We start from the raw sequence: 771 nt of genomic DNA, 5'->3' as shown, positions 1-771 counted from the left end.
ATATTATATTGAAAAAGCTGATATATTAATTCCAAATACTAAAAAGGATCTAGAAGAAAAAATTAAAACATCTTTTTCAAAATTAAATAATTTTGAAAATGTAAATATAATTCCTAAAGGCACTTTGAAAGAAGTTTTAAATCAAAAAGAATTAGATTTATGTCGAAAAATGTCTAATCAAAGTAAAACTAAAGAAAGATAATGTCAAAATCTAAAATTTTTAACGAAGAAATACTCACTCTCCCTTTTGATATAATACTTATGCAAAATGGTTATTCTTACAAAAAAGATAAATGTAGTCGCAATTTCATTTTCTTCATTAGGATTAAAATATAAATATTGTCCATTAGTTTGTCTTGTAATAATGATTAAATCACTTTCATTACTCATAGTAATGAAATTGCGACTACATTTATCTTTTTTGTAAGAATAGGGGTATTAAAATTAATAATTTGCTTAATGAAAAAGTTGATAAAATTGAATTAAAACATAATATAGAGCCTTCTAAATCCATAAATAAAGCTTCAATAGAAGCTATTAATAACTATAAAGCTTTTACTACAATTAAACAAAAAAATTTTTTTAATGATGATAGATTAATTTCTCAAGAAATTTTAGAAACCTTTAATACTCTAAAACAAGATAAGCATTACAATGTTTGTGTGCCTACTTATATTTTAGATAATTTTCAAGGCAAAGATTTTATTAATTCTAGCGGTTATATAGCTTATCTAAGAAAGCCAATTACACACGATAAGCAAGGTAATATAT

At 22.4% G+C, this 771-nt stretch carries 2 protein-coding genes and 1 pseudogene; 2 read left to right on the top strand and 1 reads right to left on the bottom strand.

From position 1 onward, the window contains the following. A partial coding sequence (locus JG677_RS08425; RefSeq protein ID WP_200286193.1) for a hypothetical protein occupies window positions 1-202 on the top strand: 202 nt, incomplete at its 5' end. Window positions 203-204: 2 nt separating this feature from the next. On the opposite strand, the gene JG677_RS08420 is transcribed toward JG677_RS08425, so the two are convergent. Next, window positions 205-390, bottom strand: a complete 186-nt coding sequence (locus JG677_RS08420; protein WP_200286191.1) for a hypothetical protein — start codon at window positions 388-390, stop codon at window positions 205-207. 62 nt (window positions 391-452) lie between these two features. Between JG677_RS08420 and JG677_RS08415 the strand changes: the two are divergent. Further along, window positions 453-771: pseudogene (locus JG677_RS08415) on the top strand (hypothetical protein); the annotation flags it as partial.

This window comes from Campylobacter sp. TTU-622, assembly GCF_016598965.1.
Taxonomy (GTDB): Bacteria; Campylobacterota; Campylobacteria; order Campylobacterales; family Campylobacteraceae; genus Campylobacter_D.
Note: the sequence above shows the minus strand (reverse complement) of the source record. Positions and strands in the feature narration are given on the sequence as shown.

What these genes read in the sequence shown, in the direction of transcription:
- JG677_RS08420 (WP_200286191.1), bottom strand. Translation starts at nt 390, where the DNA reads ATGAGTAATGAAAGTGATTTAATCATTATTACAAGACAAACTAATGGA.